Source organism: Candidatus Paracaedibacteraceae bacterium (assembly GCA_019636055.1).
Taxonomy (GTDB): domain Bacteria; phylum Pseudomonadota; class Alphaproteobacteria; order Paracaedibacterales; family Paracaedibacteraceae; genus Paracaedibacter.
This window is the reverse complement of the sequence record JAHBYH010000003.1, coordinates 194,870-219,507: the sequence shown is the minus strand read 5'-3', so window position 1 is coordinate 219,507 and position 24,638 is coordinate 194,870. Positions and strand designations below refer to the sequence as shown.

At 41.0% G+C, this 24,638-nt stretch carries 21 protein-coding genes; 11 read left to right on the top strand and 10 right to left on the bottom strand.

Annotation, left to right across the window (positions count from 1 at the left end):
- Window positions 1-45 precede the first annotated feature (45 nt).
- Entirely contained in the window at window positions 46-1,383 is a 1,338-nt protein-coding gene (locus KF820_06675; protein ID MBX3458020.1) for a sodium:proton antiporter, read from the bottom strand.
- 95 nt (window positions 1,384-1,478) lie between these two features.
- On the opposite strand from KF820_06675, the gene KF820_06670 reads away from it, so the two are divergent.
- The 5 genes from KF820_06670 (at window position 1,479) to polA (ending at window position 9,463) form a co-directional block, all read left to right on the top strand.
- A complete protein-coding gene (locus KF820_06670) occupies window positions 1,479-3,044 on the top strand; it encodes a YdbH domain-containing protein (GenBank protein ID MBX3458019.1) in 1,566 nt (521 codons plus the stop codon).
- 77 nt (window positions 3,045-3,121) lie between these two features.
- A complete protein-coding gene (locus tag KF820_06665) occupies window positions 3,122-3,913 on the top strand; it encodes an enoyl-CoA hydratase/isomerase family protein (GenBank protein ID MBX3458018.1) in 792 nt (263 codons plus the stop codon).
- Window positions 3,906-5,813, top strand: a complete 1,908-nt coding sequence (locus KF820_06660) for an ATP-grasp domain-containing protein (protein ID MBX3458017.1) — start codon at window positions 3,906-3,908, stop codon at window positions 5,811-5,813. The genes KF820_06665 and KF820_06660 overlap by 8 nt, the downstream gene beginning before the upstream one ends.
- 21 nt (window positions 5,814-5,834) lie before the next feature.
- Complete coding sequence (locus tag KF820_06655; protein MBX3458016.1) at window positions 5,835-6,713, top strand: hydroxymethylglutaryl-CoA lyase; 879 nt, start codon at window positions 5,835-5,837, stop codon at window positions 6,711-6,713.
- A 71-nt stretch (window positions 6,714-6,784) separates the two neighbouring features.
- The gene (polA, locus tag KF820_06650) at window positions 6,785-9,463 is read left to right on the top strand and encodes a DNA polymerase I (protein MBX3458015.1); all 2,679 of its coding nucleotides are present in this window, start codon (window positions 6,785-6,787) and stop codon (window positions 9,461-9,463) included.
- Window positions 9,464-9,556: 93 nt separating this feature from the next.
- On the opposite strand, the gene KF820_06645 is transcribed toward polA, so the two are convergent.
- Both KF820_06645 and KF820_06640 read right to left on the bottom strand, forming a co-directional pair.
- Window positions 9,557-10,003 carry an NfeD family protein gene (locus tag KF820_06645; GenBank protein ID MBX3458014.1) on the bottom strand — a complete coding sequence of 149 codons (447 nt, stop codon included), beginning with the start codon at window positions 10,001-10,003 and terminating at the stop codon, window positions 9,557-9,559.
- A gap of 2 nt (window positions 10,004-10,005) precedes the next feature.
- A complete protein-coding gene (locus KF820_06640) occupies window positions 10,006-10,965 on the bottom strand; it encodes an SPFH/Band 7/PHB domain protein (GenBank protein MBX3458013.1) in 960 nt (319 codons plus the stop codon).
- Window positions 10,966-11,112: 147 nt separating this feature from the next.
- Between KF820_06640 and KF820_06635 the strand changes: the two genes are divergently transcribed.
- The gene (locus KF820_06635; protein ID MBX3458012.1) at window positions 11,113-11,475 is read left to right on the top strand and encodes a hypothetical protein; all 363 of its coding nucleotides are present in this window, start codon (window positions 11,113-11,115) and stop codon (window positions 11,473-11,475) included.
- Here the strand turns inward: KF820_06635 and KF820_06630 are convergent.
- Window positions 11,472-12,683, bottom strand: coding sequence for a threonine ammonia-lyase (locus tag KF820_06630; GenBank protein MBX3458011.1), 1,212 nt, complete (start codon window positions 12,681-12,683; stop codon window positions 11,472-11,474). The genes KF820_06635 and KF820_06630 overlap by 4 nt on opposite strands.
- Before the next feature lie 81 nt (window positions 12,684-12,764).
- Here KF820_06630 and KF820_06625 point away from each other — a divergent pair, with 81 nt between their 5' ends.
- Window positions 12,765-13,616: an alpha/beta hydrolase gene (locus KF820_06625; protein ID MBX3458010.1), complete on the top strand. Its 852-nt coding sequence runs from the start codon at window positions 12,765-12,767 to the stop codon at window positions 13,614-13,616.
- On the opposite strand, the gene KF820_06620 is transcribed toward KF820_06625, so the two are convergent.
- Window positions 13,585-13,965 carry a hypothetical protein gene (locus KF820_06620; protein MBX3458009.1) on the bottom strand — a complete coding sequence of 127 codons (381 nt, stop codon included), beginning with the start codon at window positions 13,963-13,965 and terminating at the stop codon, window positions 13,585-13,587. The genes KF820_06625 and KF820_06620 overlap by 32 nt on opposite strands.
- 50 nt (window positions 13,966-14,015) lie before the next feature.
- Window positions 14,016-14,729, bottom strand: a complete 714-nt coding sequence (locus KF820_06615; GenBank protein ID MBX3458008.1) for an outer membrane beta-barrel protein — start codon at window positions 14,727-14,729, stop codon at window positions 14,016-14,018.
- 81 nt (window positions 14,730-14,810) lie between these two features.
- Between KF820_06615 and KF820_06610 the strand changes: the two genes are divergently transcribed.
- The 3 genes from KF820_06610 to KF820_06600 are packed head-to-tail and all read left to right on the top strand — an operon-like array spanning window position 14,811 to window position 17,873.
- Complete coding sequence (locus tag KF820_06610) at window positions 14,811-15,863, top strand: hypothetical protein (protein ID MBX3458007.1); 1,053 nt, start codon at window positions 14,811-14,813, stop codon at window positions 15,861-15,863.
- Window positions 15,864-15,883: 20 nt separating this feature from the next.
- Window positions 15,884-16,528, top strand: a complete 645-nt coding sequence (locus KF820_06605; protein MBX3458006.1) for a hypothetical protein — start codon at window positions 15,884-15,886, stop codon at window positions 16,526-16,528.
- Between the two features lie 13 nt (window positions 16,529-16,541).
- Complete coding sequence (locus KF820_06600) at window positions 16,542-17,873, top strand: hypothetical protein (GenBank protein MBX3458005.1); 1,332 nt, start codon at window positions 16,542-16,544, stop codon at window positions 17,871-17,873.
- On the opposite strand, the gene KF820_06595 is transcribed toward KF820_06600, so the two are convergent.
- Together KF820_06595 and greA are read right to left on the bottom strand one after the other, a co-directional pair.
- Window positions 17,874-18,359, bottom strand: coding sequence for a peroxiredoxin (locus KF820_06595; GenBank protein MBX3458004.1), 486 nt, complete (start codon window positions 18,357-18,359; stop codon window positions 17,874-17,876). It lies immediately after the preceding gene.
- Between the two features lie 85 nt (window positions 18,360-18,444).
- Window positions 18,445-18,921 (bottom strand): transcription elongation factor GreA, encoded by a 477-nt coding sequence (gene greA / locus KF820_06590; GenBank protein MBX3458003.1) that lies wholly within the window; start codon window positions 18,919-18,921, stop codon window positions 18,445-18,447.
- Window positions 18,922-19,249: 328 nt separating this feature from the next.
- Here greA and KF820_06585 point away from each other — a divergent pair, with 328 nt between their 5' ends.
- Window positions 19,250-22,792: a vitamin B12-dependent ribonucleotide reductase gene (locus KF820_06585; GenBank protein MBX3458002.1), complete on the top strand. Its 3,543-nt coding sequence runs from the start codon at window positions 19,250-19,252 to the stop codon at window positions 22,790-22,792.
- 60 nt (window positions 22,793-22,852) lie between these two features.
- On the opposite strand, the gene KF820_06580 is transcribed toward KF820_06585, so the two are convergent.
- Together KF820_06580 and KF820_06575 are read right to left on the bottom strand one after the other, a co-directional pair.
- Window positions 22,853-23,878, bottom strand: a complete 1,026-nt coding sequence (locus KF820_06580; protein MBX3458001.1) for a hypothetical protein — start codon at window positions 23,876-23,878, stop codon at window positions 22,853-22,855.
- A 150-nt stretch (window positions 23,879-24,028) separates the two neighbouring features.
- Window positions 24,029-24,592, bottom strand: coding sequence for a hypothetical protein (locus KF820_06575; GenBank protein ID MBX3458000.1), 564 nt, complete (start codon window positions 24,590-24,592; stop codon window positions 24,029-24,031).
- Window positions 24,593-24,638 lie beyond the last annotated feature (46 nt).

The following is a 24,638-nucleotide window of genomic DNA, read 5'->3' as shown; positions in this document are numbered from 1 at the left end:
CAGAACAATCCTGATTCTATCCTTGCAAAGTGTAATCAACTTTCCCTACCCGTATAAAAAGAACCAGCAAAACAAAACCAAACAAGGGAGCAATATGATACATGACCAAATCATATAGCCAAAGAAAGACGGCATTTTTATATGTTGTTTTTCAGCAATGGCCTTAACCATAAAATTCGGTGCATTCCCAATATAAGTCATTGCTCCCATAAAGACCGCACCTGCTGATATCGCCATTAATGTCGATGCCATCGTTGTGCTTAATGTAACAGCATCTCCCCCAGCCATGTGATAAAAAACAAGATATGTCGGCGCATTATCCAGAAAAGCAGATAACCAACCGGTCAACCAGAAGTAAAGGGCATTATCAGGAGTCCCCCCCGGATTCGCTAGCCTTAACAATTCTGCAAACATACCGTCTTCCCCCTGATGCAGAATCTGGATAACAGGGATAATTGTTGTGAAGATACCAATAAAGATTTGGGCAACTTCCTTAAACGGCTCCCAACTATAATTATTGTAATAGCGGATTGTTCCCGGCGTAATTTTCCATGATAAAATCGCAAGCAACAGAAGAGACAAATCCCGACCAAGTTCAGCCCATGTTAAATCAAAAATCCCGGATTGAGGTGCCGTATCCCAAGCCCCGAACATCCACACACAAAGAACAATTCCAATCAAGATAGGAAAATTTCGAAAACCTGTGATGTGCAATCGTCGTTCACCATTCGATCGCGCCTTTGGTTGCGGTTCATCCTTACGTAACAAATAATGATCCATCGTCCAAAAGACAGCCAACAAAATAAACAGCATTTTTATCATTGGTAGGAATAAGTGCTCCATCGGCCACCAAAAAGGCACGCCCTGTAAATATCCTAAAAACAAAGGTGGGTCTCCCAGTGGGGTTAAACTGCCCCCAATATTCGCCACAATAAAAATAAAGAAGATAATCAGATGAACCTTATGTTTACGATGACGATTCATTTCAATAAAAGGTCGAATCAAGAGCATAGCCGCACCTGTTGTACCGATAAAGCTGGCAAGCAATCCGCCCAGAAACAAAAATAAGGTATTGGTTCGTGCTTTTGCCCGAGTTTTTATAACGATATGAATCCCCCCGGTCACTGTATACAGAGAGGCAATCATCAGAATAAAAGGCACATATTCATGCAAAAACATGTGCATCCATTGATGAGACGTGGCACCGACGCCGAATTTCCCAACCATCAACAAAATGGAAAGCATGAGCCAAAACAAGGATATTCTAAAGTAATACTTATGCCAGATCTTGGGAAATAAAATAGGCCCCAACGAGATAGACAACAAAATACCGATAAATGGTAAAATATATAAACTAGAGGACAAACTGGGATCAAAAATCATTTTTACTTTCTCTTCGGATCAATTGATAATTTATATAAAATAATTCAATATTAATTAAGGATACCTCCCTTTGAACTGAAATTAAAGGTTAAAACATGGTTGTTACAAAACTCAATGTTATCTTAAGATATTTCACCCCCTTGACGTTCTTTGCTCTTGCTATTGCCTTATCGTTCAAAATGTCATTTCAAGGTCAGTATCTGCATAATTTTTTCTTAAAATCAATCACAGACAGCTCTGTTAAAATTCATTCTGAATCCAGTAATTTAACCTTTAGCGGTATAACACTCTCTAATTCAGAAATTTCACTCAACCAAACTAATATTGGCACTATTGGAAAAATCAAAATTACACCTCAAATATCTAAACTTGCCTCTGGCCAAATTAGTTCCCTAAAAGCAACCTCAGGATCTTTTGTTATCAACAAGGAAACATTCCCAACTCTTCTAAAAGCAAAAAGGATCAATCTTCCCTTAACCAAATTGACACTCGACGACATTACAGTTGATTTGTTCGGAATTCCGTTATCGCTAAAATCCAAAAAAAACGAATGGAACATCATTAACACCAATAAAGAACGCATCACGATAGAATTTTCTAAAGATACATTAAATATTCACAGCCCTTTCTTTACCCTGCCGTACATAACGCTGGCTAATCTTTCCGGAACCTTCTCTCAAGATCAAGGCCTCAGTCTTACAGGAAACATATCCCCTCTTCAGTCTCAATTTGATGTATCAGTCAAAAATAAAAATCATTTATTTGAATTATCAGGAACGATTAAAAACAATGCTATTGAAATTGGCAATATCGCAGGATCCTATAATGCACAAAAAGAATCTTATATCCTAAAAGCAAAACTCAAAGAAATACCCTTCAAGCTATTTTTAACCATTTTTAGTCATCATTTTAATCTCCCGGTATCCTTTCATGAATCAGGACTAGTCGGCCTAAGTTATGATAAGGTTCACGGTCTGACAGATGAACTAAAATCATTTAACCTAAACATGACCAATCTTCGTGCCTCATTCTATTTATACGATCTATTCGGTATAAATGGTATTCTATCTCTGGACTCAAAGGCAGGTGAAAATCTATTTAACATTTCGGTCGATTCAATCAGACGGCACAAATTAAACTTTGAAAATACAGTTATGCTTCTCAAAAGGGGTGATACACATGACTTACTCCCCAGTGTCATTACAACTGAATTCGCAAAAGGGCACATTAGACTACATGACTTCAAAATGACTGAGCACGGCCTAGAAACTAGCGCTGAAATTGAAAACTTAGATATTAATGACGCTATTACAAAAAGTACGATAACATCGATTGCAGCCACAGGTACTCTTAAAGGAACAGCGCGTTTATTATTCACACAAGAAAAAGTCATAATCTTGACTGCAAAACTCAACGCAGCCAGTTCTAAAGGGAAAATACATTACTTCCCTAAATTCGAAGGATTAGAGGATCAAAAATCATCTCAAGCTTTGGAAAACCTTGATTATACAATCTTAAATATTGAGCTTGAAACAAACGATATGAATGAACCTGGCGATTTAAAAATTCAAATTGTTGGAACAAATCCATCCCTTTCTAATGGTTACCCCCTCGATTTTAACATCGAAACAAAAGCCACGCTTATGGATTTTTATTCCTAGAAGCATCGAAAACGCCCTCGACTTAAAGCTGCAAATCAGTTAAATTTTGAACATAATCTACTCAAACGATAAGACCAATGACCCTTCAAACTGTTCTTGTAGACATTGACAAACGAGGCGTAGCAACAGTATCGCTAAATCGGCCCGATGTAAGGAATGCCCTAAATCCCCTTTTAATATCCGACCTGACAACAACCATTCAGGCACTCGGAAAATCTAACGACGTCCGTGCTATTGTCCTAAAAGGGGAAGGAAAAGTTTTTTGTGCGGGTGCTGACCTTGGCTATATGAAGGATATAGCTACTTTTAGTTATGAAGACAATGTTCAAGATGCTTTAGCACTAGGATCTTTATTTGAAGCCGTATATACCTGTCCAAAACCCACAATTAGTATTGTCCAAGGGGGAGCCTATGGTGGTGGCGTTGGTCTTGTTGCAACAACCGACATCTGCATCGCCACATCAGACAGCAAGTTCTGCCTTTCTGAAGTAAGATTAGGGATCGTCCCTGGCGTCATATCGCCTTATATTGTTAAAGCAATTGGTCAACGCAATGCTCGTCGCTTTACATTAACAGCAGAACTAATTGACACACAATTAGCTTTGGATTGCGGTCTTATTCACCAAATAGCTGACTCTCTGGAAACCGCCCTTAGCCTGTGTCTTGACAACATACTAAAAGGCAGCCCTGTTGCTCAGACGGCAGTAAAAGAATTACTCCGCACGGTTGAATCACAGCCTATCAATTCAGATCTAAAGACCTTTACAGCTAAGGCAATCGCCACCGCGCGAGCCACACCTGATGGTCAAGAAGGCCTCAAAGCATTTCTAGAGAAACGTCAGCCAAACTGGATTACAAATCATGAATAAATTCAAAAGAATACTTATTGCCAATCGCGCTGAGATCGCATGTCGAATTATCCGCACCTGTCATGAGATGGGAATTGAAACCATCGCTATTTATTCAGAAGCAGATAAATCCCTCCCTTTTGTCAAAATGGCAACGAAATCCATTAAATTGGCAGGAAATGAGGCCAAAGATACCTATTTGAATGTTTCTAAAATCATTGATATTTGCAAACAAGAAAAAGCTGATGCCGTTCACCCGGGATATGGGTTTTTATCTGAAAACACAGATTTTGCCACTGCCTTAGCCAAAGAAAACATTGTATTTATCGGACCATCTGCTCAAGCGATTCAATCAATGGGTTCGAAAAGTGAAGCAAAACAAATCGCCGATTCCGTCAAAGTTCCGATTATCCGTGGATACATGGGGGATAATCAGGATGCGGCTCATTTGTTAAATCAGGCCAAAGACATTGGATTTCCTGTTCTGATCAAGGCAACTCATGGTGGTGGTGGTAAGGGAATGCGCCGCGTCGACAAAGAATCAGATTTTGCGGCAGCCCTCGAAGGTTGTCAACGTGAAGCTCTTAATGCTTTCTCTAATGCGAATGTTATGATTGAGAAGTACATTGTTGATCCACGACATATTGAAATTCAAGTTTTTGGCGATTCTCATGGTAATATTGTAACTCTGGCTGAACGAGATTGTTCATTACAACGCCGACACCAAAAGATTATAGAAGAAGCTCCTGCAGTTGGTCTTTCCGATAAAACCAGATCTGGGCTTCATGCTGATGCAATTAAATTGGCAAAAGCCGTTCAGTATCAAGGGGCGGGTACAGTAGAGTTTCTCGTTGATGCACAAGGAGATTATTACTTCCTTGAAATGAATACCAGACTGCAAGTTGAACACCCGGTAACTGAAATGATTACAGGGCAAGACCTTGTGAAATGGCAAATTATCGTTGCTCAAGGCAGGAAAATTCCTTGTACTCAAGATCAAATCACATCTAAAGGCCATGCAATAGAGGCTAGAATTTATGCAGAAGATCCTGCCCAAGGGTTCCTACCATCTATTGGCAAGATCACTCAATTCACCAGCCATGACAAATTAGCGCGCCTTGATTCAGGTTATACTGTTGGGAATCAGATTAGTATTTATTATGACCCAATGATCGCCAAATTAATTGTTTATGGACAAGATCGAGCAGATACTATTCAACGCATGATCAAAGCTCTTATTGATTTGAAAATTGCAGGTGTAAAAACAAACCGTGAATTTCTGATAGAGCTAATGCAAAATCCCGAGGTATCAGACAAACTCCCGAATATTGCGTACTTAGATAGATCTATGGAGTCCCTCTTAAGCCAACCACAATTAACAGACGAGATTCAACATTGCTTGGCTTATGAATTCATCCAATCAAGAACAACAACAGACCTATCACCATGGTCTAAATCCGACGGATGGCGCCATATGTCCAATGGTTGTCAAACAGTGCGTTTTGATTGCCAAGGAACATCTTATCAGTCTACACATCAACCAGATAGCACAATAATTCCTTATCTATGTGTCGACAGAACTTCAGATTTAGTTCGAATTTCTGTGGATGGTAAAATCTACACCGCCACGCCCCATAACCCTGATCATTTAAATCTGGAAGATGGAAATTCTGATCAATCTCTCAGTGCGCCAATGCCTGGTCGAATCATTTCAGTATTGGCAAATCAAGGCGAAAGCGTTGACGCGGGCACACCGTTACTGATCCTTGAGGCTATGAAGATGGAACACACAATCAGAGCACCTCATAACGGTGTTGTAGAAGCAATTATGTTCAAAACTGGTGACTTCGTTTCTGAAGGCGAAGAATTAGTTAAACTTAACAGCAACAACACCTCTCCCCTTAAGGGAGAGGTCGCCTGAGACAGATAAGAGAGAAAGAAAATGGACTCTAAAATGATTCAAATTGTTGAGGTTGGTCCGCGCGATGGTCTGCAAAATGAAAAACGGATTTGGCGTATTGATGAACGTATTCGCCTTATCAATCTCTTGAGTGAATGCGGTTTTGCAGAAATCGAAGTAGGAAGTTTTGTTTCCCCCCAATGGGTACCGCAAATGGCAGATACTGATGCCGTTTTCAATGAAATTATACGAAATAAAAATACACGGTATTCTATTCTCGTTCCGAACGCTAAGGGAATGGAACTTGCTATTAGCAATAATGTGCAAGACATTTCTATTTTTACGGCTGCGTCAGAAGCTTTTACTCAAAAAAACATAAATTGTTCCATTGATGAAAGTTTTAATCGCTTTACCCCAATCATCCAATCAGCAAAAGAACACGGTATCAGAGTCAGAGGTTACGTTTCCTGTGTCGTAGCTTGCCCTTTTTCAGGGGATATCTCCTCTGCCGATGTAGCCAGTGTAGCAGACAGACTTTATCAATTAGGATGCTCTGAAATCTCGTTAGGTGATACCATTGGCAAAGGCACACCTGAATCAATTGACCGAATGATCCAGTCTGTATCAGAGCGTGTTCCCGTCTCAAAACTAGCAATACACTGCCACGATACATACGGTACAGCCACAGCTAATATTGATGCAGCTCTAAATGCAGGAATCCAAACAATTGATTCTGCGATTACAGGTCTGGGGGGGTGCCCTTATGGCGGTGAGAATGCAAAAGGCAATGTTGCTACAGAAAAAATTCTAGATTTACTCGAACAACGTAATTACAGCCATAATCTGGACAGAAAAAAGATAGAATTTGCAGCGAATTTTGTCCGTGAAATACAGGCAATCTCATCACCACCTATCTTTTAGCTCCCCCTACTCTTCCATTCCGGAAATGAATCAGCTATCATGTTCCAAAGGTAATTTGTAACGGCAATCTTATGGCTAAAAAACTTATTCTTATTGATGGCTCTGGTTTTATATTTCGGGCTTATCATGCTCTCCCCCCTTTGCGCCGTCCTGATGGTATCCATGTGGGTGCAGTCTATGGTTTCTGTACAATGTTGACTAAATATATAGATCAAGCTCGTGCAGATGCCGATTACCTAGCCGTGATCTTTGATGCCGCCCGAGAAACCTTCAGACAAGAAATTTATCCTGACTATAAGGCCCATCGCCCAGACGTTCCGGAAGATTTAATCCCACAATTTAGCTTAATTCGTGAAGCTTGCGACGCTTTTCATGTCCCGTCAATCGAACTCGAAGGGTACGAGGCCGATGACCTAATTGCAAGCTATGCCAAAGATGCGCTATCAAAAGGCCTAAATACGATCGTCATCTCATCAGACAAAGACTTAATGCAATTAGTCCGCGATGGCGTGACAATGCTTGATCCCATTAAAAACAAGAAAATTGCTGAACAAGAAGTCTTTGAAAAATTTGGCGTGTTCCCAGATAAAGTCATTGATGTACAATCCCTTGCCGGAGATTCAACCGATAATGTGCCCGGTGTGCCTGGCATTGGGATCAAAACGGCTGCCGAACTTATCAATACATATGGCACGCTTGAATCCTTGCTTGACCGCGTCAATGAAATTAAGCAACCAAAGCGTCGTCAAAGCTTAATTGACCATGCAGATAATGCGCGTATTTCTAAAAAACTTGTAACATTATGTGAAACAGCTCCTCTGCCTCAGGACATCTCAACTTTTACAATTCAAGAAACAGACCCGATCCATCTTAAGGGATTCTTACGCACCCAAGGATTTACCAGTCTGGTTGCTCGGGTTGACAAAAATTCCCCACAAACAGAAAAATCTAAAACATCCTATACGACAATCCGTACAGCATCGGAATTACAAACCCTCGTTCGTGATTTGATCAAGCTACCGTATATTGCCTTTGACACAGAGACAACTTCCTTGAATATTATGGATGCTCAACTAGTTGGCATATCACTCTCTGGGCATGTTGGCTCAGGTTATTATATTCCGACAGGGCATCAAGAAGCGACACCACAGTTATCACCAGCTCAAGCCCTAGAGATTTTAGTCCCCCTGCTTCAGGACGACAGCGTCCTTAAAATTGGGCATAACATTAAGTATGATCTAGGGGTATTGCATAAATACAATGTCACACTTAATGCTATCACTGACACCATGCTGATGTCCTATATTCTTGATGGTGCAAAACATGGTCATGGCATGGATGAATTAGCAGAGCGTCATCTCCAGCACACAACGATTAAATACAGTGATGTTGTCGGCACAGGAAAAAACCAAAAAACCTTTGATATGGTTGATATAGCACTCGCTACAAGTTATGCTGCCGAAGACGCAGATATTACGTTACAATTATTCGAATATTTAGCACCACGAGTTAATCAAGAACACATAGCAACAGTCTATGAGCGGATAGAACGCCCCCTTATTCCTGTCATCCGGGATATGGAAATTACAGGAATTCGCGTGAATCAACAACTTTTGTTCCAACTTGGACAAGAATTTACGGATGATATGCTCAAGCTTGAGCGTCAAATCTACGAGGTTGCCGGGCGTTCCTTCAATGTTGGCTCACCAAAACAACTTGGCGAAATCTTATTTGATGAACTTGGTCTGCCTGCCCCAAAGAAAACAAAGACAGGCGGTTATGTAACAGATGCAGATGTCTTGGAAAAGTTGGTCGAACAAGGCCATATATTGCCAAAACTTATTTTAGACTGGCGGGAACTGGCTAAATTAAAGTCAACTTACGTAGATGGGCTGCTGAATAGTGTCAATAAGAAAACACAACGGATTCATACATCCTATTCCATGGCACTGACATCAACAGGCCGTTTGTCATCGTCAGATCCAAATTTACAAAATATTCCCGTTCGAACACCCAAAGGCCGTCTTATTCGCCGTGCATTTGTTCCGCACCCGGGATACAAAATAGTCTCATTTGACTACTCTCAAATCGAATTACGCCTGCTTTGTCATATGGCTGACGTCCCATCTCTAACTCAAGCATTCCTGAACGGGAATGACATTCACACCTCAACCGCATCAGAAATTTTTGGTATCCCCTTAGATCAAGTAGACAGCGAACTGCGTCGTAAAGCAAAAGCTATTAATTTTGGAATCATTTATGGTATTAGTGCTTTTGGATTAGCACGTCAACTCGATATTCCACAATCAGAAGCAGCGCAGCATATTGCCCATTACTTTGAAAAATACCCCGGTATTCAGGCTTATATGCAGCACCAAAAGAACTATGCCCAAGAACATGGATATGTTAAAACACTCTATGGTCGCAAGTGTTTCACTCCAGGCATTCAGGATAAAAATGCAATGATGCGTAATTTTGCAGAACGCCAAGCTATCAATGCCCCGTTACAAGGCACTAATGCCGACATTATTAAAATGGCTATGGCGCAGATTCCCCCCTTACTAGCACAGCATAATCTGGATGGAAAGATGCTGTTGCAAGTCCATGATGAATTGGTCTTTGAGATTCCCGAACAGGAAGTTGATTCTACAATTTCAGTGATAAAATCTTGTATGGAAAAAATCACCTACCTGAAGGTTCCCCTTATTGTCGGGGTTGGAATAGGCAATAATTGGGATGAGGCTCACTAGCCATAAACAACAATACGTACCTCCACTGCAATTACAAAAAAATCCCGTATTGCAAATCTTGCAATACAGGATTAACTGTTTAATCGGAAAAACCTAAGCTTTCTCAACAACCAAGCTATTACCTTTTATATCTGTGACAACAACTTTAGAGCCAACAGGAAGATCCGGGCCTTCAACGCGCCAGCGAGTGTCACCCAATTTAATATGACCAACACCATTTTCTATAGGATCACTTAGGTCAAAGGTAAAACCGACCATCTGCTCTGCTTTCCTATTGACGGTCGATTGTTCTTTTGAGATCTCCATACTGCGGTATACCCAAGTTCCAAACCCGACACAAACCAAGCAAGATAAAGTAAAGATCAACATTTGTGCGACAAACAATAGGTCAAACAAATAAGTCACACCTGCTGTAATTAAAGCTGCTGCGCCAATCCAAACCAAAAAAGCCCCCGGAACAATCATCTCGACAAACAAAAGCATTAATCCTAAAAAGGACCAATGCCATGCGCCAAGTTGAGTCAAAAGAAAATCAATCATCCTTATTTTCCTTTCGGTTTTTCAGTTCCAATACTGTCCTTGACAATCTCAGCAATACCGGAAATTGTTCCAACAAGACTTGATGTTTCCATCGGCATCAAAACAAGTTTTTGGTTATTGCTTTCGGCCAATGCCTTAAAGGCTTCAACATATTTTTGAGCAACGAAGTAATTAATTGCTTTTGTTGAACCTTCTTTAACAGCCTTAGACACAGCTTCCGTTGCAAATGCCTCAGCCTGTGCCAAACGTTCACGAGCTTCTGCGTCGCGTTGAGCTGACTCTTTACGCGCATCTGCCTCAAGAATCATGGACTGTTTAACACCCTCGGCTTTCAAAATTTTAGATTGCTTATCTCCTTCGGCAGCCAAAATTGCAGATTGGCGTTCACCTTCAGCCTCAAGAATCATGGCACGTTTATCGCGCTCTGCCTTCATCTGACGCGCCATTGAATCAACTAAGTCCCGCGGCGGACGAATATCCTTAATTTCAACACGAGTTACCTTAGTACCCCAAGGATGAGTTGCTTCATCAACAACTTGTAACAATCGCGCATTAATCACTTCACGATTGGATAACAATTCATCCAAGTCCATGGATCCCATGACGGTACGAATGTTTGTCATCGTCAAATTCAAAATTGCGTGTTCAAGGCTTGATACTTCATATGCAGATTTTGCCGCATCCAACACCTGATAAAACACGATACCATCAACTGCCACGGCTGCGTTATCCTTTGTAATAACGTCTTGTGTCGGGACATCCATAACAGATTCCATCATGTTCACCTTGGCACCCACACGATCCACTAAAGGAATGATCAAGTGAAAACCAGGCGTCAATGTATGCGTGTAACGCCCGAAACGTTCAACCGTGTATTCATATCCCTGTGGAACGATACGTGCCCCACGCGAAATAAAAAATAGAACAACAAGCGCAAAAAGTAATAATGTATATTCTGCCATTTAGGCCTCCGTTAATTTATCCCTCATATATAATGTAGACTTCTAACTGGAGATTTTCTAGCCTCATATTATTAAAAAGTATTTTCCCACAAATAAACCAACTATTAACTATATTGCGACTAGTATGAATTAAAGTCGGAGGATACAATGATTAAAACACTTATCATCATATCAAATCTTGTTGCAACAAATGGCCAAGCAGATGAAGAATACATCAGCGACCACGTTGATGTCATGCCGTCCGGCATGAGTGGCGAATTTACAATCGCAGCCGATCCTCGATTAGAGGTTGTCTCAAGTGATTTTGGCAGCGTATCCTCGCATTCTGAGCTTGTTCAAACTGATGCCGCCCAAGGTGGTGGATCAACTGATGGCTCGGATGGGAATGACGATTTTTATGATAACTCTAAGAAATCAGATAATGACGATTCAAAGAATCCATACGAGTGGTGGACAGAAGCTTCTTTAAAATACAACTTTGCTTATCTAAACAGCTTTAATGCCTCTTAGCCCACAATCTTGTACGCCAAATAACCAGTATCTGTCAGTTTTTGAATAATTTGATTAGAATGATCGCGACCATGCGTCTCGATCGTAACCTCAAGATCCGTCATCTTAGATGTATGCGCCGTGAAATGTCGTTGATGGACGAGCTCAAAAATATTGCCACCTAATTCACCAATAATTGTTGTCACTTTCCCAAGTGTACCGGCGGTATCAGGGATTTTTACTTTAATACGAATAAATTTTTCCTGTCGAACAAGGCTGTGCATAATCAGGGATGAGAATACCCGAGAATCAATATTCCCCCCACAAACGATGACACCAACCCGTCGACCAATAAAAAGTTCCGGATTTTGAATAAGAGCAGCCACCCCCGCAGCACCAGCTCCCTCTGCCACAACTTTCCCACCCATAGATAGCGCATCGACAGCGTCTTCAATCTCATGATCCTCGACTGCAATAATGTCTGTCATATGCTGACGCAAAATATCACGCGTTAGGATCCCCGGATTTTTTACAGCAATACCTTCTGCTAAGGGCAAAGCTGTTGAATCGGGTGGCATAAACCACCGCTCTGGGTATAAGGAGTGGATCATCGCCGGACAGGCCGTTGATTGAACACCATAGAGTTTAATATCCGGGTTCATGGCTTTTGCTGCAATCGCACAACCTGCTGCCAAACCACCACCGCCCACGGGAATAATTAATGTATCAAGATCAGGCTGATCTTGCAGCATCTCTAAGGCTACGGTCCCCTGCCCTGTAATCACATCCTCGTCATCATAAGGATGAACAAGGGTCAAACCTTGTGCTACATATTGCCGCGCTGTTATTTCAGACTCGGCTAAATTATTACCAGACAAAACGACTTTCGCGCCATAGCTGCGTGTCCGCTCAACTTTAGCAATAGGGGTTGTTACAGGCATAATAATTGTTGCCGAGATCTTCATATGTTGCGCATGAAAAGCAACTCCCTGCGCATGATTACCAGCCGACATGGCAACCACCCCTTTGTTGCGTTGTTCTGATGTCAATTTCAACATTTTTATCAAAGCACCACGGGGCTTAAATGATGATGTATACTGCAGGTTTTCAAGTTTTAAGAAAACCTCTCCCCCAATTTTCTTACTCAACCATGGAGCAGGAACCAAAGGAGTACGATATAAAACTCCTTGTATTTTATCAGCAGCATTTATAATGTCGTTAAGATTCATCAAGTATGGTCTTACTAAGTTTGATTCTATATAATAGTAACAGTATCAGGGTTTACAAAACGTTACCAAGGGGTAGTTTTCATGACGCCACGCCATAAATACATCAAATGTCTTGCCAGCTCTGGCTTTCACAATATTCACTATGTTGAGTGGGGTCCCGTAAAATCAGATAAAACGATCCTATGCGTCCATGGATTTTCACGCAATGGCCGAGATTTCGATTACGTAGCTAGAGATCTGGCTGAAAAAGGCTACCGCGTTATATGTCCGGACATACCAGGTCGTAACAAAAGTGACTGGCAACTCAATCTTGCTGATTATAACATTCCGAACCATATGTCTGAAATGATGACATTAGTGGCACGATTGGACGTTGAGTTCGTTGACTGGATCGGTACATCTATGGGGGGCATTATTGGCATGGGATTGGCAAGTTTTGAAAAAACACCAATCCGAAATTTGGTGATTAATGATGTCGGTCCTTTTATTCCTGCTCCACCTCTTTTACGTATTAAACAATATCTAAGCCTGATGCCCGAATTCAAAACCTACGATTCAGCAAAAAAATATTTACAACAATTATTGCAACCATTTGGGATATCAACCGAGGAACAGCTAAACCATATGGCAGAACACAGTTTTAATAAAAACGAATACGGTCATTACATTCTTAATTATGACCCAAAAATTGTTGATTGTTTTGCCGAAGAAGAAACAGATCTCTGGTATATCTGGAACACCATAACTTGCCCAACATTAGTTCTGCGTGGTGCCAATTCAGAAGTTCTAACCAAAGATACCGTTGAAAAAATGTTAGAGCGTGAGAACGTAGATTTTGCTCAGTTCTCTGGAGCAGCACATGCCCCAGCTTTAATGGATCCAGAACAAATTGATACAATCGTCAACTGGTTGGAGGCACAGCATCAAACATAACACTCAATCGCAATAAATATGCCTCTCGCTCCGCACGCAACTGCTCTGCCCTGGCGAGATCTGCTCTGATTTTTTCTTCGGCTTCTCTGGCCCGCTTAACACTTGTAGTCACGTCTGCCAGAGACGGTAATGCAGCAGTGTTTTTCCTTCGCAAGGCAGCCAAAATTCTTTGCTTAAAGTCCAGACTTTGATCGTCAGTCTCTGTTAACCAAGAAGATAACTCTCGCAAATTTCCTTCTGCATCACTCAATTCCTCAATCGTCATCTGACGATATCGTTCAATTTTTTCTGCATCAAATGCGACAACGACTGTCGAACTAAGATACAATGTTGCTATAACCTTTAACATAAATACCCCCCTCCTGATTGTATAATTATCCCTACTGAATTTAATCTTCACTAGCAAAAATGGTAGGCAAGACCAATCTTGAATGCCGTATGGGATGTCCTGAATTTTATGGTCGTTTGCTCAGCAGAATAAGCAGCACCCGCATAGCTTGGGATATGTAAGCGATGATTCGTCCCAAATGTATGAGATACCTCGCTGCGAACAGAAAAACGAGTTGACACAAACCCTTCATAGCCAAAAGCTAACTTAAATGCCCCTGTTGAGCTTGATGCCCCTCGACGGTCTTGATAAACTTGCCCTGGTGTTGAAACGCCATCAACACCTGAAAACGTTGTTTTTATTCTGGTCACAATAACACCTGGTTTGATATACAAATAGCTTTGCGGGTTCACGTAAACCCCAAATCGCGTTGATGCTTCTAAACTTCCCGGACTTTTTATTGTGAACTTCTCATTAATCCCGTCCCGTGGACTTAAGGTAAAAACTTTATCACTCATTGTATTTGCGGTACCACCAACCTCAACTCCTGCAGCGAAAATACCTGACTTAAAGGTCCAACCTCCAAAAATTCCTGCAACAAAAGAATTATGAGATGGTTTTAACGTATAATAGTCCCCATGCGGATCTGCTCCATCAGGATCACGTGTAAAGGTTACGTTTGACTGAGTTGCATTCAGCCCAACATCACCACCACCATAAAAATGGGCTTGCGAGCTCTCTGTTCCCAAAGCAAATACAGATATAAATAAAAATTTATTTCTCATAGAATTACCTCAAATTTACTATATATTAATTATTAGAATATATATTCGTTGTATAGTCAACGTTGCACTACTGCGTTCTGTATGCTTAAAATATTCGCCCTTATCCTGACTACTCTGTCAGCTCATGCAGTAGAAAAAATAACACTGGGACGATACACCAATCAGTCACGAGATGTCCTGTTTAATAGCCTTAATAATCAAGGGGCTCCTGTTGTTACAACTGGAAAATGTAATATAAAAATACACTGCGCTCCTACTGATTGTAAAAAGACAGTCGATGCCATCAATACATCCCCCAATGTAGCTGCAGTATCCCAAGCATTGTCATCTTCTTGTTTGGCCTTATGCCATGGATCAACCCACACGTGCATCACACAACAACTTGATGCTCTGCGCAACTGGCTAAACAATAAAGATGTTCAGGAAAATGAGGCCGAAATCCAACGTCAAAAAGGAAAAAAGCGGGGATACAAACAACAGGTACGTGATCTAACAACAGAGTTAGCCACGGCTCTTGGTCAACTAGACGCTATTGACCGCCGTTTAGACGGTTATTTACACAGCATTAATTTAGTTCCCAATAACAATGCCAACCAGTACGCCAATATTCGTTCAAAACTTGAGCAGGTTTTTACAGATTCAACAACATTGCGCCAACAGATTATCCAATTAACATTAGAAATTGGTGCTAAAGACGAAGAAATCCGGTTGCTCCGTCTACAACAAGGTATTGACCAACAAAGGATTATTGCTCTTGAACAAGAAGTTCGAGCAAAACAAACTGAAATTGACCAGCTTAACCAACAAGTAAACGACCTACGCCAACGATTTACTGAACTCCTTAATAGTTCACTAGACCTCGAAGGCATTGTCAGCGATTTTGGACTTTCCTTGGCAGGCTATACTCAACAAATGCAAAACTTAAACGGAGAACTGGCGGAAAAAATGAGCCAGTTACGACAAATCGTCGAGAGAATGCGTCAAGACTTGACGCAACAAGCCGATGAACGTCACCAGCATTACGAACAGTTACGAGCTCGCCTACAAACGTCGGTTGACGACCTTAATGAACAAATTCAGCGTACTCAGCGTGAATACGATCAAATGAACGATATCCTACAACACATGCAATAGTCTTATATCAGGAGGGAAAAATGTCTTTAGTCAGAAAAATTGCTTTATTAAGTGTAATCAGTATTTTACCGGCATTAAGCATGGATAATCCCGCGCCAAAACCAACACTTAATCAGATCAAAAACATGTCAGCTCAACAACTTGCAGATGCAGATTTAAATTTGCGTCTGATACAAAATGATTGGGAAACATTGTTTCCGGGGAAAGTAAGCTCAGGTGAAGCACTAGACGCAAAGACAAAAATACGCCAAGCTATGCGACTTCGATCAGAAAAAGTACGTATTAATCCAGAAGAGGCCTTACGTAGTATTGAGAGCGCACGCAAACATGAAGAATATGCTCGGACTAATATAGGACAAGGTTTGGACTTGGGAATCGAAGCTGAAGACTTGACCCAAAATCTGTCAGCATCTATTCAGTCTATCCTTGGAAAAATGGCCCAACTTGAAAATTTATCTAAGCAATCGGGTGAAGCTGTCATGCAAATTCAAAAGCAAATTGAAACTCTAGCACGGTTAGTCCAACAATCAGGGCAAATCGATCAAGAAAAGCAAAGGTTAGTTGACGATCTTAGACAAAAAATTCAAATACTACGTGAAGATCAAGGCCGAGTCGATCAAGAATTACCTAGTTTAGAAGAACTTCTTCAGAAGTTATCCCAGTAAGAAAGTCCCCCATATGATTAGACTTATCACCACTGCGCTTTTAACCTTAAATTTTTCCAATGCAATGGATTCACAACCATCTGAATCATCTGGGGGCGACCAACTTTTACCTGTTAAACAAGCTTTAATTAGCAAATTAATAAATCTCATGCCTAGGCTAGATAAAAAACTGAGTCAACCAATCCAAACATTACAAGAAGGAATTAATGAATTAACTCCGAGTTCAAATCAACGGGGTGTTATTGCCGTAAATCATGCAACAATGCTTGTTTTATGGGATGTAAGTCTTAACTCCTTAAAGCATTATATCGACCTTTCAAAATCATTAGTAATCCTCAATCAGATGTTACTTCAGCAGATCCAAGAACAACAAACACCAGTTCTTGATAATCTAGCAAACGAAAAACCAAAAGTTTTAGATGGGAATCCCAGCCAAAAATTAATTTCAAGACTCAGTATACTGACGAGCGAAATAGGGTTAGTTGATGATAGTACAAATTTAATTAATGGCATGCGAGATTTTATGGGAATGAATCTATCAACAAAGCCAGCGATCAGTTTAACCCAGGATATGACAATTATTACCCTTTGGAACTTTACTTTAGACCGACTAAAAAATTATATTGACCTTGTTGATGCTCTAACAGGATTAAAAACAGAACTGCTTGGTATATTAGATGAAAAAATTATATTTTCCGCAGATGACTTAAAAAGAATTGGCTTTGACATTCTAAATCTCCCCGGCTTTATTCGCAAATGCTTCGAAGGTGCCTGTCACTTTGTGAGTGGGGGGAAATGGGGACGAACTACAGAACAATTCACCAGAGATGTGAATACCCAGCGTGACAAACACCTAGCCGCGATTGGCTCAGAGATTGTAACCATCCTTACAAAAAATAATCCTGAGATGCGCAAGAAAGCAATAACCGCTTGGTTAAAATCAACATTAGAATTGTCACGTTATCTAGATGTCATGAACGGTTACTTTGATCGGGCTATTAAACAAAAACCGAACGCAACTGCCGAAGAACTTTTAAATCTCATGCGACAACTTAAACGACAGGATGAAGAAGAGGAGGAACGCCGTCTCCGTGAATCCTCATCAGATGATCACGCGGATAACCCTGATATCCTTCCAGATATAGCGAGCCTTGGAAAAAATACTGATGATAATTCAGCACCACGAGAATCATCCGATAGCCCAGATTTTTCTTCTATGGGGGAAACGATCTCACGAGGATTCGAAGGCCCGGGTTGGTCGTCCCTTGATGAAAGAGCATTCCAAGCTGGAAATCAATTTGATCAAGATATGCCATCAGGGCGCGAGATAACAGAGAACAAATGACTAAAGCAAACCTTCTAAGATCGTATCAGCCTTTGAAACTGAACAGGTTCCCGGGGAATCTTCGATATTAAGGTGCGTAACAATGCCGTTCTCTATGACGGCAGCATAACGTTTTGACCGAATACCTAAAGAGAATGCTGAAAGATCAACATCCATTCCCATGGTTCTTGTCAAAGCAGCATCCCAGTCAGAGATAAAAACAAGTTTACCCGCATTATGAATATCGGACCATGCGGTCAAAACCGGAATATCGTTCACTGCCAGACAGATAACAGCGTCAATACCATTTGATTTAAGAACGTCATACTGGTTAACATAAGAAGGAAGATGATCTTTAGAACAAACCCCTGTAAACGCCCCGGGAACAGCAAACAAGACAACCTTTTTACCAGATAGATATTCTGGTAAATTCAAATCTTGCGCCTGTCCGTCAACAATCGCTTTGACAGTGACGTTAGGTAAACGATTTCCCACTGCTAATGACATTTGCTCCCTCTCCTTGTTTTATAGATAAGCTTGGCGAATCTCCCACCTCTCCCCTTATGGGAAAGGTGGTAACTGATGATTGCTATTAGATGTATTCGACTTTGATGACAGAATAAGCCTTACTACCACCCGGTGTTGTGACTTCAACCATGTCGTCCACGGTCTTACCAATCAAGGCACGAGCCAACGGTGACGTGATAGAAATACGTCCTTGCTTAATATCAGACTCATCCCCACCAACGATTTGGTAACGATGATTTTCTTCGGTATCTTCATCAATCAGCGTAACGGTTGCACCAAATTTAATGTCGCTACCCGATAATTTGGTGACATCGATAATTTCAGCACGAGAGATCTTATCTTCCAACTCAAGAATACGCCCCTCGATAAATCCTTGGCGTTCTTTCGCAGCATGATATTCAGCATTTTCAGATAAATCCCCATGCTCCCGAGCTTCGGCAATTGCACGAATAACATCTTGACGATCATTTTGCTTAAGGTTACGAAGCTCTTCTTGCAAGCGATCATAACCATTTTGTGTCATTGGTATCTTTTTTTCCATAAGTATTTATCCAATAATAAAAAAACCGAATACTAGTTGATATATCTTTTTCACAGCTTTTGTCAACCGTATTATGTACGAATTCCCTCGTAAAACATAGGATACATTTTACCAAACCAAAAAGTAAATTCCCAGCAATATTTCTAAATTTTTTTTCACCTTGCTAACTCCGCAATTAAATTAGATTTTTGAAATTAACCATGTCAAAGCACTAAAAAAATAATTTTTCAAGACTGTTTTTTCACTTTTAAATATGAAATGATAACACAAGATGTGGTGGTTATGACCAAACTTCAAACTATATTTAGTATCGTAGAGGGTTCAAAAAATGCAAGTACGTCGCCTGTATACAACAGCGGGAAAAAGTCCATATGATGGCATTCAGTTCACAAAAACAAGCAGTGAAATCAAAAATCCTGACGGATCAATTGTTTATCGTCAAGAAAACATTGATGTCCCCAGCAGCTGGTCACAAGTTGCCAGTGATGTATTGGCACAAAAATATTTTAGAAAAGCTGGCGTTCCAGACAAACTAACCGCTGTCAAGGAAGATGGCGTCCCCTCTTGGCTATGGCGCAAAGAAGCGACAAAAGACGCTAAATTTGGCCCCGAAACTACATCAACACAGGTATTTGACCGTCTTGCAGGTGCTTGGACTTACTGGGGCTGGAAAGGTGGCTACTTCGATACCGAAGCTGACGCCCTCGCCTTTTATGATGAAACACGGTATATGTTGTGCACTCAAATGGTTGCTCCGAACTCACCACAATGGTTCAATACAGGTCTGCACTGGGCATACGGAATTAATGGCCCGGCCCAAGGACACTATTATGTTGACCACGTAACAGGTGAACTGAAAAAATCTGAAAACGCTTATGAACACCCACAACCCCATGCTTGCTTTATTCAAAGCATTGGCGACGATTTGGTTGGCGATGGGGGTATTATGGATCTTTGGGTCCGTGAAGCTCGACTCTTTAAATATGGATCTGGTACAGGAACAAACTTCTCCAACTTGCGTGGTTCAGGTGAACCTCTATCCGGTGGCGGACGTTCCTCTGGCCTGATGAGCTTCCTTCGCATTGGTGATCGTTCAGCCGGCGCCATTAAATCAGGCGGGACAACACGTCGCGCTGCAAAAATGGTTATCGTTGACGTTGATCACCCCGATGTTGAGGAATTCGTCAACTGGAAAGTGGTTGAAGAACAAAAAGTTGCAGCCTTGGTCACAGGGTCCAAGAACAACAAGTTCCACCTTAATATGATCATGGAAGCATGCACAAATGAAGCAACCCCTGTGGAAAACCGCTTTGAAGCATCAACAAACCCTGCTTTAAAAGGTGCAATCCGTGCAGCCCGTTCCGCCATGGTTCCTGACAACTATATTAAACGCGTTGTCCAAATGGCCAAAATGGGACAGAGAACCATTGATATTGCCATTTATGATACAGACTGGGATTCCGAAGCATACCTCACCGTTTCAGGTCAAAACTCAAACAACACAGTTCGCCTGAGTAATGAATTTTTGAACGCCGTTGAAAAAAATAAAGACTGGAATCTGATTCGCCGCACAGATGGATCAGTCCACAAAACCTTAAAGGCTCAAGATTTATGGGATAAGATTGGATATGCGGCTTGGGCATCAGCTGACCCCGGGGTTCAGTTTGACTCAACCATCAATGAATGGCATACATGCCCTGAGAGCGGTCGCATTAACGGATCCAATCCATGTTCTGAATACATGTTCTTGGATGACACCGCTTGTAACTTAGCCTCATTGAACCTTGCAACATTCTGCCCTGACAAAAAGTTCAACGTGGAAAGCTATGAACACGCGATTACTATCTGGACCATTATTCTTGAGGTTTCCGTGATGATGGCTCAATTCCCGTCCAAAGAAATTGCAGAACGCTCTTATGTCTTCCGCACTCTTGGCCTTGGCTATGCCAACATTGGCGGTCTATTGATGTCACTGGGTATTCCGTATGACAGCAAAGAAGCCCGCGCCATTGCTGGTGCTCTTGCCGCGATCATGACAGGTGTATCTTATGCCACATCCGCAAAGATGGCTAAGGAACAAGGACCATTTTCTGGTTACGCGCCAAACAAAGAATCAATGCTTCGTGTTATGCGCAACCATCGTCGCGCTGCACTTGGTGAATCCAAAGGATATGAAAAGCTTTCCATTCTACCAGTGCCATTGGTTGCCAAAGACTGCCCAATGCCAGAGTTAATCAAAGCTTCAAAAGAAGCTTGGAACAATGCAGTAACACTCGGTGAAAAGTACGGATATCGTAACGCCCAGACAACTGTGATTGCTCCGACTGGGACAATTGGGTTGGTGATGGACTGCGATACCACAGGTGTTGAACCTGACTTTGCTCTTGTTAAGTTCAAAAAACTTGCGGGTGGTGGATACTTTAAAATCATCAACCGTATGGTACCACGAGCCCTAACAACATTAGGCTACACGGCTGAGCAAATCGACGAAATTTCCAAGTATGCCGTCGGCCATGGCACCCTTGAGCACGCACCGGTTATTAACTTCGAAACATTAAAAGCAAAAGGCTTTACAGACGAAGCTCTAAGTAAGCTCAAAGAAGCGCTAAAATCAGCCTTTGATGTCAAGTTTGCCTTTAACAAGTTTACATTTGGCGAAGAATTCTGCCGTGATGTCTTGAAGTTTACAGACGAACAGCTCAGCGATTTCAGCTTTGACATGTTGTCTGCCCTAGGCTTTAGCAAGGCTGACATCGAAGCCGCGAACCTATATTGCTGTGGAACCATGACTCTTGAGGGCGCCCCACACTTGAAGGATGAACACCTCCCTGTGTTTGATTGTGCAAATCCATGTGGTAAAATTGGTAAGCGCTTCTTGTCCATCGATAGTCATATCGAAATGATGGCCGCTGTACAGCCGTTCATTTCCGGCGCGATCTCTAAGACCATTAATATGCCAAACACAGCAACCATCGACGATTGTAAGGAATCTTACATTAAGTCATGGAAGCTTTGCTTAAAGGCGAACGCCTTATACCGTGATGGATCTAAGCTATCTCAACCGTTAAACTCTGCCCTTTTGGACGAAGAAGACGTTGAAGAATTCAGCCAAAAACCAAGCACAGCAAAAGCTCAAATCATTTCCCAAAAAGTGATCGAAAAGGTTGTTGAAAAGGTTATCCACGCATCCCAACGTCGAAAACTGCCGTCACGTCGCGATGGATACACCCAAAAAGCAGCCGTTGGCGGACACAAAATTTACCTACGTACCGGAAATTATGAAGATGGTACCTTGGGTGAAATTTTCATCGATATGCACAAAGAAGGTGCAGCATTCCGTTCCTTGATGCACAGCTTTGCCATGTCTATTTCCATTGGTCTGCAATACGGTGTACCTCTCGAAGAATATGTCGAAGCGTTTACCTTCACACGCTTTGAACCATCGGGTCTGGTCGAAGGAAATGACGCAATTAAAATGGCGACATCCCTTCTCGACTATATCTTCCGCGAGTTGGCCGTACGTTATTTGGGCCGTTATGACTTAGCTCACGTTAAGCCAGAAGATCTGTTACCGGATACTATTGGTGAGGCAGATGAATATGAACAAGATTTAGTTGAAGAAAAACCACTTCAGGTATCAGAAAATGAAACTGTCGCCTCAAGTAATCTTTATGTCATTAAATCAGAACTAAAAGCAACAGGCACAACAGGCCGATCAACCGTTGTCTCTGCCCGCGCCGAACGTTCAGCACAAGCACGACTCCAAGGATACGAAGGTGATGCCTGTGGTGACTGCGGTAACTTTACCATGGTTCGCAACGGCACTTGCCTCAAGTGCAATACCTGCGGTGCCACAAGCGGCTGTTCTTGATTAGTAAAAGAACCTCTCTCACTGTGGGAGAGGTTACTTAAACGGTGGAGAAGCAATAATTTAACCTGTTATTTGATGGAGCTGTGGATTATCATGCCAGAACTTAAAAAGATTTTCATACTCTCTATAACGCCGTTCGTTATAGTATGACTCCACCGATTTCATTTCATCAAATTCCGGATTCATATGTGGGTAAGATTCCACATAATCCCTAAAGTCAAAATGTCTATGATGTATAATTTCTCCGCTATTCTCTTCCATAATCTCTGCAGGGAGAACATCTCCCGTCGATAATGCGCTAAATGAATCATCATCAATCGAAACTAAATTGATTTTCTTATTCCACTTTAAACACAACAGAGCAACTGATTTTAGAGTGTATCGAGTTCTCCAATAACTCCACCTCATGCCATGATCAAAAACCTGATAGGTAGAGAATTCACTTTTTTGCAATCCGTAACGCTTAGTGATTTTAACAACAATACAAAATCCGGTTTCACTCGTTTCATTTAAATGCCTAATACTAGACAATTCTTTTGTTGAAAATTTCTGACTGGAACTCAGACAAAAAAATAATTCAAAACCACATGTTTCTAAAGCTTTATAGGGTGAATAAATTTCATTGCAAATAAAGCTGACTAAGTCCCCGATCGCTTTATAACAACGTTTTGGAGAATGCACACTATTGAATAGTGTTTTTTTGCCTTGCAACCAATCTAACTTAATATAAAAAATATCACAGATCTTAGCTAAAAGTTGGGAATCAAAACAGTCAACAAATTTATTTGGATCATCAAGTTTTGAATAAGAAAAATCTTTCAAATTAAACAGTTCGCCAATAGAAATAAGCGGGATATTATGGGCTTTTAAAAGCCTCTTTAATTTTGAGGTCAAATTTTCAGAAATAGTTTCAGGCAAAGTTTCTGATTTGACACAGTTATTATTTTCTTCGCTAAGTATTTGGGGTAAGTCTTCAGGCGGAGAGTCTTTATTTTCTGCACCAATTAACCCAGCAAGGAAATCCAAGAGCTTATTTATCGCCCTCTTAAATAATTCTGCACCAATCAAGCTTCCGAAATCTATCATGAAATATCTCCTAATTACAGCACCTTAGGACACATCATAAGTAAAATAATTCTATTTTGATACACAATTATTATATTTTTTTCATAGATAAGCCAGCTCAATAGAATAAGCCTAAAATAGTACCATATATAGTTTTCTTAAGCTTTCTGGCTACCAGAACTTAAAGAATTTAATAAGATTAACCGCATGTTTTTTTATAAAAAAACAAACAGTTTCCCATTTGTTTAATTTATACTTTGTTAGTCTATCTATAACTTCTTTCTGATGAGCCCTTACATAGTCTTCAACATCAATTCTTTCTTTTGGTTTCCCTTGCCCCCTAAGATTCGCGTCTATCCTCGCCATTTCTTCATACAGGGCTTGAATATACTTACAGCACAATTTCTCCAAAACAATGATACCTGAATTTGGATTCAATGTGTTTTTTTCAGAATAGCTCAATATTCCCCGCAAAGTTTCATTAAATATATCATCTAAATATTGTGGAAAATAACTTTTCCGCCAAAACAATTCCTGAACACTTCCATCAAAAGCTAGGCCGCTTAGTGTTATATTGGTCCCATCAGGAAGGGTATCATTAATGCCGTAATCTTTGAAATCAAACCACTTTTTAATCATTTTCTTCCTGATGGACGAGAAACGGTCTTTCACATAACATTCTATTTCATCGTAAAACCCTTGTTTGCTCTGACTAATAAAATTAGGTTCACTCATCCGTACCTCCTTCATTGTCCTAAAAATTTTAGTGTTACCTCACAGA

Excerpts from the sequence above, each read along its gene's own strand:
- KF820_06585 (MBX3458002.1), top strand. The coding sequence starts at position 19,250 with ATGCAAGTACGTCGCCTGTATACAACAGCGGGAAAAAGTCCATATGAT.
- KF820_06610 (MBX3458007.1), top strand. The coding sequence starts at position 14,811 with ATGCTTAAAATATTCGCCCTTATCCTGACTACTCTGTCAGCTCATGCA.
- KF820_06580 (MBX3458001.1), bottom strand. The coding sequence starts at position 23,878 with ATGATAGATTTCGGAAGCTTGATTGGTGCAGAATTATTTAAGAGGGCG.
- KF820_06635 (MBX3458012.1), top strand. The coding sequence starts at position 11,113 with ATGATTAAAACACTTATCATCATATCAAATCTTGTTGCAACAAATGGC.
- KF820_06600 (MBX3458005.1), top strand. The coding sequence starts at position 16,542 with ATGATTAGACTTATCACCACTGCGCTTTTAACCTTAAATTTTTCCAAT.
- KF820_06675 (MBX3458020.1), bottom strand. The coding sequence starts at position 1,383 with ATGATTTTTGATCCCAGTTTGTCCTCTAGTTTATATATTTTACCATTT.
- KF820_06640 (MBX3458013.1), bottom strand. The coding sequence starts at position 10,965 with ATGGCAGAATATACATTATTACTTTTTGCGCTTGTTGTTCTATTTTTT.
- greA (MBX3458003.1), bottom strand. The coding sequence starts at position 18,921 with ATGGAAAAAAAGATACCAATGACACAAAATGGTTATGATCGCTTGCAA.
- KF820_06670 (MBX3458019.1), top strand. The coding sequence starts at position 1,479 with ATGGTTGTTACAAAACTCAATGTTATCTTAAGATATTTCACCCCCTTG.
- KF820_06620 (MBX3458009.1), bottom strand. The coding sequence starts at position 13,965 with ATGTTAAAGGTTATAGCAACATTGTATCTTAGTTCGACAGTCGTTGTC.
- KF820_06575 (MBX3458000.1), bottom strand. The coding sequence starts at position 24,592 with ATGAGTGAACCTAATTTTATTAGTCAGAGCAAACAAGGGTTTTACGAT.
- KF820_06655 (MBX3458016.1), top strand. The coding sequence starts at position 5,835 with ATGGACTCTAAAATGATTCAAATTGTTGAGGTTGGTCCGCGCGATGGT.
- KF820_06605 (MBX3458006.1), top strand. The coding sequence starts at position 15,884 with ATGTCTTTAGTCAGAAAAATTGCTTTATTAAGTGTAATCAGTATTTTA.
- KF820_06645 (MBX3458014.1), bottom strand. The coding sequence starts at position 10,003 with ATGATTGATTTTCTTTTGACTCAACTTGGCGCATGGCATTGGTCCTTT.
- KF820_06660 (MBX3458017.1), top strand. The coding sequence starts at position 3,906 with ATGAATAAATTCAAAAGAATACTTATTGCCAATCGCGCTGAGATCGCA.
- KF820_06625 (MBX3458010.1), top strand. The coding sequence starts at position 12,765 with ATGACGCCACGCCATAAATACATCAAATGTCTTGCCAGCTCTGGCTTT.
- KF820_06615 (MBX3458008.1), bottom strand. The coding sequence starts at position 14,729 with ATGAGAAATAAATTTTTATTTATATCTGTATTTGCTTTGGGAACAGAG.
- KF820_06665 (MBX3458018.1), top strand. The coding sequence starts at position 3,122 with ATGACCCTTCAAACTGTTCTTGTAGACATTGACAAACGAGGCGTAGCA.
- KF820_06630 (MBX3458011.1), bottom strand. The coding sequence starts at position 12,683 with ATGAATCTTAACGACATTATAAATGCTGCTGATAAAATACAAGGAGTT.
- polA (MBX3458015.1), top strand. The coding sequence starts at position 6,785 with ATGGCTAAAAAACTTATTCTTATTGATGGCTCTGGTTTTATATTTCGG.
- KF820_06595 (MBX3458004.1), bottom strand. The coding sequence starts at position 18,359 with ATGTCATTAGCAGTGGGAAATCGTTTACCTAACGTCACTGTCAAAGCG.